Below are 8,729 nucleotides of genomic sequence, written 5' to 3' on the forward strand. Positions count from 1 at the left end.
GGACGCGGCGGCGCCTGGGCCGAGGCTTTGGCCGATGGCCGCGCGCTGCGCATGGCCGTGGACCATGCCGTGGCACGTGCCGACACCCAGTTGGCCGATGGCTGCGAGGTGGCCTTCTTTCCTCCCGTGACCGGAGGCTGAGATGGCGGTACGCGTTCAGCACGAGGATTTCGATCTCGGCGCGGAAGTGGTGGCGCTGCGCGCCGGCAATCCGGGCGTGGGGGCGGTGGCCAGCTTCATCGGGACGGTGCGCGATGTCAGCGAAGGCACGCGCGTCAGTACGATGGAGCTCGAGCACTATCCCGGCATGACCGAGAAGGCGCTGGAGACGATCGAAGCGGCGGCGCGCGAACGCTGGCCGCTGCTTGGCGTGACCATCGTGCATCGCGTGGGCCTGCTGCAGCCGCTGGACCAGATCGTGCTGGTTGCCGTGTCCTCGGCCCACCGTGGCGCCGCGTTTGCGGCGTGCGAGTTCATCATGGACTACCTGAAGTCCGAGGCACCGTTCTGGAAGAAGGAAGACACGCCGGAAGGCGCGCGCTGGGTCGACGCGCGGGTCTCGGACGATGCCGCGCTGCGCCGCTGGGGTATCGAATCGTTCAACGCGGATCCCGCCAATAACAAGGAAGAATGATGGGCCCGATGGGTTTCGTGGCGGTCGGCGTTGGTGCCGCCGTTGGCGCCTGGCTGCGCTGGTTTTTCTCGGTCACGTGGAACGCCATCAATCCGGCACTGCCATATGGCACGCTGGCGTCGAACCTGGTCGGAGGCTACCTGATCGGCCTGGCCGTCGCGTTCTTCGAAACCCACCCATCTTTGCCGCCAGAGTGGCGCCTGCTGGCCGTCACGGGTTTCCTCGGCGGCCTGACCACGTTTTCGACGTTCTCGAGTGAAGTCATCGCCAATCTGATGGCTGGTGACTATCGCTGGGCCATGCTCCACCTCGCGATGCATCTGGGTGGATCGCTCCTGCTGACCGCGTTCGGCATCTGGTCGTACCGGGCGCTGGCCTGATGCCGTGCGCCTTGGGCTCTGTACAGGCTCCTCGGGGTAGACCTTAGGTAACACTACGTACCGCCCGGCTATCCTCCTGCGGCGCAAGACCGTATAACATTGCCGGGCCGGATCGCCGGGTGCGCGCGGCTTCGCATGAAGCCGCTCTCCTGGCGCCTCACCGCGGTCCGCGCCACTCCGCATTTCCCCCTGTTTGGCAGTTTGCAGTTGTCTCACCGAGTCCTGGACGGGACGGCGTTCGCGCCATCCCGCCGATAACAACAAGGAGACATACCCATGCAGCAGCGCCACCTCTCGCAGTCCGCCCAATCGCACGGCCATGGCACCCGGCGTGCGCACCGCCGAAACACGATCGCTATCGCCGTCGCCACGCTTGGCGTTGCTGCGTGCGGCGGGTTCGGCACAAATGGGGGCGGCGGGAACGCCGGTCCCAACGTCAAGCCGGCATTCATATCCAGCCCCATCGGGGTCAAATCCTACGATGGCAACACGGATGACCTGCTGACAGCGGGGCTGGGCAAGGACGGACTGGCGGCCGCAGCGCCGGCGTTTGCCAATCCGAATGCGCCGACGGCCGCGGAGTTGCGCCGTAACGCGATCTGGGCCAACTACCGCGCGATCGTGGATGTCCAGGCCGCGGGCGGCTATGGCTCGCTCTACGGCCCCAATGTCGACGCCAAGGGGAACGTGACCACCGGCCAGGGCAAGGTCCCGGGTACCGAGTACATCGCATTTGCCGATGACGGCTCGGGCCGGCAAAACGTGACAGTCATGGCCCAGGTTCCGGATGGGTTCGATGTGAAGCATCCCTGCATCATTTCCGCCACTTCGTCCGGCTCGCGTGGTGTCTATGGCGGAATCGCCGTGGGCGAGTGGGGGCTCAAGCACAACTGCGCGGTGGCCTATACGGACAAGGGGACCGGCGCGGCACCGCATGACTTGGGTAGCGACACCGTGCCGCTGATCGACGGCACCCGGCAGGCCCGGGCCGGTGCCGGCACGCAGGCCCAGTTCGCGGCACAGCCCAGTGCCTCTCAAACGCTGGCGGGCTTCAATGCCAGTACCCCGCACCGGCTTGCGTTCAAGCACGCGCACTCGCAACAGAACCCGGAGGCGAACTGGGGCGCCAACACGTTGCAGGCGATCCAGTTCACGCTGTGGGCGGTCAACGACAAGTTCGGCAGGACCAATACCGATGGCACGCGGCAGGCGACGTTCACGCCAGCCAATGTGCTGGTGATCGCGTCGGCCATCTCGAATGGTGGCGGGGCGGCCATTGCAGCGGCGGAACAGGACACCGGCGGGTTGATCGACGGCGTGGCCGTCGGGGAGCCGAATGTGAACTTGCCACCGACGGCAGGCGTGGTCGTCAAGCGCGGCGGCGTGCCGGTGGCGGCGTCGGGCAAGCATCTTTACGATTACACGACGATTGCCAACCTGTACCAGCTCTGCGCCAGCCAGGATGCCAGCCTGGGCAATGCGCCATTCGCCAAAACGGCCGGACAGGCCGCGCTCAACCGATGTGCGTCACTGGCTGCCAAGAAGAAGATTGCCGGAGGCAGCACGTCCGCCCAGGCAACCTCCGCGCTGGATGCGTTGCACCGCGCCGGCTGGGAGCCCGAGTCGGATGACCTGTTCGCGTCGCTTTCGGCGCTGGAGGTCGGCAGTTCCATTTCGGTGACCTATGCCAATGCCTATGCGCGCGCCAGCGTGACGGACCGGCTCTGCCACTACAGTTTTTCCTCGCCGGGCAGCCCGCCGCAGGCCAATCCCGTCACGGCCCCGGCGGCCGCGCTGGCAGGGCTGTTCTCGACTGGCAATGGCATTCCGCCCACTACGGCGGTGACGCTGATGAACGATGCCAACCCGTCCGGGGCGATGCGTGACTTCGCGTCGATATCGCCCTCGACCAAGCTGGCGGACGGCAATGTCGACGGCGCGCTCTGCCTGCGTGGCCTGCTGGACACCCGAAACCCGGCGCTGATGACCGGTATCGGCCAGACCTATCGCACGGGCAACCTTGGCGGCCGACCGTCGGTCATCGTGCAGGGCCGCAGCGATGGCCTCCTGCCGGTGAACCACACGTCGCGGCCATATCTCGGGCTGAACAAGCACGTCGAGGGCGCCAGCAGTCGGCTCTCGTACATCGAGGTGACCAACGGCCAGCATTTCGACGGGTTTATTGATGTGATTCCCGGGTATGCCAAGCGCTATATCCCGATGCACGTCTACGTGAACCGGGCGCTCGATGCGGTCTACGCCAACCTGCGCGACGGTACGCCGCTGCCGCCGTCGCAGGTGGTGCGCACCACGCCGCGCGGGGGTGCCGATACCGACACGGTCGGCCCCCGGATCCAGCCGTCGAACGTGCCGCCGATCGCTGCCACACCCGCGGCCGGCGACGCGATCACGGTCACCGGCTCGACCGTGGACGTGCCCAACTGAGACGTGGCCGCCAGGCCCGGCGATACGCGTTACCCGTCATGCACTTGGCCGAAATTTGGTCGATGTATGACGGGTGTATCGCCGATGTCTTGAAATGTCATTCCCAAGCCCTATCTTTCGGAAGTAACGTGTCCGGCTGGGCATATGTGGCGGCAGCCAAAGCCGCCGCGGGCCTCGCATCAGGACACACTTTCCTAGAGAGAGAGGGCTCCTAATGCGAATTGACAAACTGACTACCCGGTTCCAGGAAGCGCTGGCAGAAGCGCAAAGTCTGGCGCTGGGTAATGACAATCAATACATCGAACCCCAGCATCTGCTGCGTGCGTTGCTCGCGCAGGACGATGGGGCAGCCCGTACGCTGCTGTCGCGTGCTGGCGTGAACGTGGGCGGCCTGCAGAGCGCGCTCGATGCGGCGATCCATCGCCTGCCGCAGGTTCAGGGCACGAACGAGGTCCAGGTGGGCCGCGACCTGAACAACCTGCTGAATGCCACCGAAAAGGAAGCGATCAAGCGCAACGACCAGTTCATCGCCAGTGAACTGTTCCTGCTCGCCGTGTCCGACGACAAAGGCGAGACGGGGCGGATCGCCCGCGAGAACGGCTTGTTGCGCAAGTCGCTCGAGGCCGCGATCACGGCCGTGCGCGGCGGTGATACCGTCAATAGCGCCGACGCCGAGTCGCAGCGCGAGGCGCTCAAGAAGTACACGGTCGATCTGACCGAGCGCGCGCGCGCCGGCAAGCTGGACCCCGTGATTGGCCGCGACGACGAAATCCGTCGCGCGATCCAGATCCTGCAGCGCCGTACCAAGAACAACCCCGTGCTGATCGGTGAGCCCGGTGTGGGCAAGACCGCCATCGTCGAAGGGCTGGCACAGCGCATCGTCAACGGCGAAGTGCCGGAGACGCTCAAGAACAAGCGCGTGCTCGTGCTCGACATGGCCGGGCTGCTGGCCGGCGCCAAGTATCGCGGCGAGTTCGAGGAACGCCTGAAGGCAGTGCTCAATGACGTGGCCAAGGATGAAGGCCAGACCATCGTCTTCATCGACGAGATTCACACGATGGTGGGCGCGGGCAAGGCCGAAGGTGCGATCGACGCGGGCAACATGCTCAAGCCGGCGCTGGCGCGCGGTGAACTGCATTGCATCGGCGCGACCACGCTGAACGAATACCGCAAGTACATCGAGAAGGATGCCGCGCTGGAGCGCCGCTTCCAGAAGGTGCTTGTGGATGAACCCAGCGTCGAGGCAACGATCGCCATTCTGCGTGGCCTGCAGGAGAAGTACGAACTGCACCACAAGGTGGAGATCACCGACCCGGCTATCGTGGCCGCGGCCGAGCTGTCGCACCGCTACATCACCGACCGGTTCCTGCCGGACAAGGCCATCGACCTGATCGACGAGGCTGCCGCGCGGATCAAGATGGAAATCGACTCGAAGCCCGAGGCGATGGACAAGCTCGAGCGTCGCACGATCCAGCTCAAGATCGAGCGCGAGGCGGTCAAGAAGGAAACCGACGAGGCATCGCGCAAGCGTCTGGAACTGATCGAGCAGGAAATCATCCGGCTCGAGAAGGAATACGCTGACCTGGATGAGATCTGGCGCGCCGAGAAGGGCGCCGCCCAGGGTGCGGCCGCGCTGAAGGAGGAGATCGAGAAGATCAAGCTCGATATCACCCGACTGCAGCGCGAAGGCAAGCTCGACAAGGTGGCTGAACTCCAGTACGGCAAGCTGCCGGAACTCGAGGGCAAGCTGCAGGCGGCAACCAAGGCCGAGGCCAGCGAGCAGAAACAGCAGAACAAGCTGCTGCGCACGCAGGTCGGCGCCGAGGAAATCGCCGAGGTCGTCAGCCGCGCCACGGGTATTCCGGTGGCCAAGATGATGCAGGGCGAGCGCGAGAAGCTGCTCAAGATGGAAGATCGCCTGCACCAGCGTGTGGTGGGTCAGGACGAGGCCGTGCGGCTGGTGTCCGATGCGATCCGCCGTTCGCGTGCCGGTCTGTCGGACGAGAACAAGCCGTATGGCTCGTTCCTGTTCCTCGGGCCGACGGGCGTGGGCAAGACCGAGTTGTGCAAGGCGCTGTCCGAGTTCCTGTTCGATTCGGAGGAGCACCTGATCCGCATCGACATGAGCGAATTCATGGAGAAGCACAGCGTGAGCCGGCTGATCGGCGCGCCTCCGGGCTACGTGGGCTATGACGAAGGCGGTTACCTGACCGAGGCGGTGCGTCGCAAGCCGTACGCGGTGATCCTGCTCGACGAAGTCGAGAAGGCGCACCCGGACGTGTTCAACGTGCTGCTGCAGGTGCTGGACGATGGTCGTCTGACCGACGGCCAGGGCCGTACCGTCGACTTCAAGAACACGGTGATCGTGATGACGTCGAACCTGGGTTCGCACATCATCCAGTCGATGGCGGGCGAACCGCAGGAGGCGGTGAAGGGCGCGGTATGGCAGGAGGTACGCACGCATTTCCGGCCCGAGTTCCTGAACCGGATCGACGAAGTCGTGGTGTTCCATGCGCTCGACCAGAAGAATATCGAGTCGATCGCCAAGATCCAGCTCAAGCGCCTGCAGGTCCGTCTGGCGCGCATGGACATGACGCTGGACGTGAGCGAACGGGCGCTGGAGAAGATCGCCAGCGCGGGCTACGACCCGGTGTTCGGAGCCCGGCCGCTCAAGCGCGCGATCCAGCAGCAGATCGAGAATCCGGTGGCCAAGGCCATCCTGGAAGGCCGGTTTGCCGCGAAGGATGTCGTGCCGGTGGACTACGTGGACGGCGAGTTCACGTTCGGGCGAATGGTGCATTGAGACGCGCCGACTGCTTCGACCGATCTCCAACCCGGACAGTCTGGCCGGGTTGATCAAGGGACCTCTGCGGAGGTCCCTTTTTTTCGCCACAATGGTGGCTCCTTGCAGCTTTTCTCCCACATCAGGAGCAATTCCATGGCTCACGGCGAGCACAAGTACCAGACTACGGTCGAATGGACCGGCAACCGCGGCACCGGAACGTCGGGATACCGCGCTTACGGACGCGAACACGTGATCCGGTCTGGCAACAAGCCCGAGATTCCGGGTTCCTCCGATCCCGCGTTCCTGGGCGACCCCAGCCGCTGGAACCCTGAGGAACTGCTGCTGGCATCGGTGTCGGCCTGCCACAAGCTCTGGTACCTGCACCTGTGCGCCGACGCCGGCATCGCCGTACTGGCATATGTCGATCAGGCCGAAGGCACGATGACCGACAGAACTTCGCCGGCCAAATTCACCGAGATCGTGCTGCGCCCGCAGGTCACCATCCGCGCCGGTGATGACGCGGCCAAGGCCGAACACCTGCATCACGTGGCGCACGAGAAGTGCTACATCGCCAATTCCGTCAATTTTCCGATCCTGTGCGAACCCGTCATCGTTTCGGGCTGATTTTCGCAGGCGGGCTGCTCGTCGGGGGCTGTTCTAGCGTTGCGCTGCCATCGGCGCCACCTACGCCACCTACGTCGATACGCGCCGAAGGCACCTGCCAGGTGCTTGCCGATGATGGCGGCACCGTGGTGGTCGGCTCGAACCTGCCGGGCGATCCCGCCGCGCCGGAGCCCGCCAGCGGCTACCGCAAGGGAATGCAGCCGATCCATGCCCGGTCGTATATGGTGTCGACCTCCAACGCGTACGCCAGTGCGGCGGGTTGCGCGGTGCTCAGTCGGGGTGGCACCGCCGCGGACGCCGCCGTGGCGGTGCAGGCGGTGCTGGGGCTCACGGTGCCGGAGGCCACCGGACTGGGTTCAGGCGGCTTCCTGCTCTATTACGACGCCACAACGCGGACCGTGCAGGCCTACGATGGCCGGGAGACGGCGCCGGCATCGGCTGGCGCGCACTATCTGCTTCACGTCGACGATGCCAGGGACCGGCGTTCGCCAAAGCCCGATCTTCGATCCAGCGGCCGCTCCATTGGCACACCCGGCGTGCCCCGACTGATCGAGCGCGTGCAGCGGGAGCACGGCAAGCTGCCCTGGCCGGGGCTGTTCGACGATGCCGTGACATTGGCAACGAACGGCTTCCCGATCGGCGGGCGACTGGCGCAGGCGATTGCCACGAATGCCAATGGCCTCAAGCGCGATGCCGAGGCGCGCGCGTACTTTCTCGATCCCGATGGCAAGCCGAAGGCAATCGGTACGGTTCTCAGGAATCCCGCCTACGCGCGGACGCTGCAGGCCCTGGCGAGCCAGGGTGCCGATGCGTTCTATACGGGGCCGATCGCGGAAGGCATCGTGGCGTCGATTGCGGCCACGACGGGCGCCGACGGCCGACCCATCACGCCGGGCAAGACGACATTGGCCGATCTGGCGGCTTACACGGTGAAGCGGCACGAACCGGTCTGCATGGCCTACCGCGCGTTCTGGATCTGCGGCGCGCCGCCACCCGCCGGCGGTATCACGGTGGCATCCGTGATGGGGATTCTGGAGCGCTTCGATCTGGCCGAACTCGGACCGACCGCCATCGACGGGGAGGGCGGCAAGCCAACCGTACAGGGTGTGCACCTCGTCAGCGAAGCCGAGAGGCTGGCCTATGCGGATCGTGACAAGTACGTGGCCGACCCCGATTTCGTGCCGCTGCCGGGTGGTAGCGCAGACGCGCTGCTGGACAAACGATACCTGCGTGGACGAGCGGCGCTGATCGATCCGCATCGTTCCATGGGCACCGCCGTGGCCGGTAACCTGGGCGGCGCGCTGCTGGGCGTTGTGCCGCAGACGGAACATGGAACGAACCATTTTTCGATCGTCGACGCGCAGGGGAATGCGGTCAGCGCCACCACATCGGTCGAAGCCAGCATGGGGTCGTTCCATATGACCCACGGATTCCTGCTCAACAACCAGTTGACCGATTTCAGCGCGACGCCGGTGGACGCCAGAGGCCAGTCCGTCGCCAATCGCGTGGAGCCGGGCAAGCGTCCGCGCAGTTCGATGGCGCCGACGCTGGTATTCCGCAAGGGCGCGGATGGCTCGATCGGAGATTTCCTGATGGCGACCGGTTCGCCGGGCGGCGGGGCGATACCGCAGTACGTGGTAAAGACGCTGGTCGGGGTGCTCGACTGGGGGCTCGACGCACAGCAGTCGGCCGGTCTGGTCGACTTCGGCGCCAGTAACAGCCCAGTTACGACGCTTGGTGGCGAGCATCCGCATATCAACACGACGAACGACGGCGCCAGCGACCCGCTGGTCCAGGGACTCAAGGCACTTGGCCACCGCATCTCGCTACGGGCCCAGCTGTGCGTGAGCACGAGATTCGA

Annotated in this window: 7 protein-coding genes; all 7 read left to right on the plus strand. The window is 65.4% G+C overall.

Annotation, left to right across the window (positions count from 1 at the left end):
* A partial coding sequence (locus D769_RS12275; RefSeq protein WP_008645429.1) for a MoaD/ThiS family protein occupies positions 1–141 on the plus strand: 141 nt, incomplete at its 5' end.
* 1 nt (position 142) lies between these two features.
* Positions 143–634 (plus strand): molybdopterin synthase catalytic subunit MoaE, encoded by a 492-nt coding sequence (gene moaE / locus D769_RS12280; protein WP_008645431.1) that lies wholly within the window; start codon positions 143–145, stop codon positions 632–634.
* Positions 634–1,014 carry a fluoride efflux transporter CrcB gene (gene crcB, locus D769_RS12285; RefSeq protein WP_008645434.1) on the plus strand — a complete coding sequence of 127 codons (381 nt, stop codon included), beginning with the start codon at positions 634–636 and terminating at the stop codon, positions 1,012–1,014. The genes moaE and crcB overlap by 1 nt, the downstream gene beginning before the upstream one ends.
* Before the next feature lie 276 nt (positions 1,015–1,290).
* On the plus strand, positions 1,291–3,459 hold the full coding sequence (locus D769_RS12290) for a D-(-)-3-hydroxybutyrate oligomer hydrolase (RefSeq protein ID WP_008645436.1): 2,169 nt from the start codon (positions 1,291–1,293) through the stop codon (positions 3,457–3,459).
* Between the two features lie 214 nt (positions 3,460–3,673).
* The gene (clpB, locus tag D769_RS12295) at positions 3,674–6,262 is read left to right on the plus strand and encodes an ATP-dependent chaperone ClpB (protein WP_008645437.1); all 2,589 of its coding nucleotides are present in this window, start codon (positions 3,674–3,676) and stop codon (positions 6,260–6,262) included.
* Positions 6,263–6,397: 135 nt separating this feature from the next.
* Positions 6,398–6,868, plus strand: coding sequence for an OsmC family protein (locus D769_RS12300; protein WP_008645439.1), 471 nt, complete (start codon positions 6,398–6,400; stop codon positions 6,866–6,868).
* Between the two features lie 101 nt (positions 6,869–6,969).
* Positions 6,970–8,729 (plus strand): gamma-glutamyltransferase (locus D769_RS12305; protein ID WP_008645441.1); only part of this gene is annotated, 1,760 nt, incomplete at its 3' end.

Origin of the sequence: Cupriavidus sp. HMR-1 (assembly GCF_000319775.1) — a bacterium.
GTDB classification, from domain to species: domain Bacteria; phylum Pseudomonadota; class Gammaproteobacteria; order Burkholderiales; family Burkholderiaceae; genus Cupriavidus; species Cupriavidus metallidurans.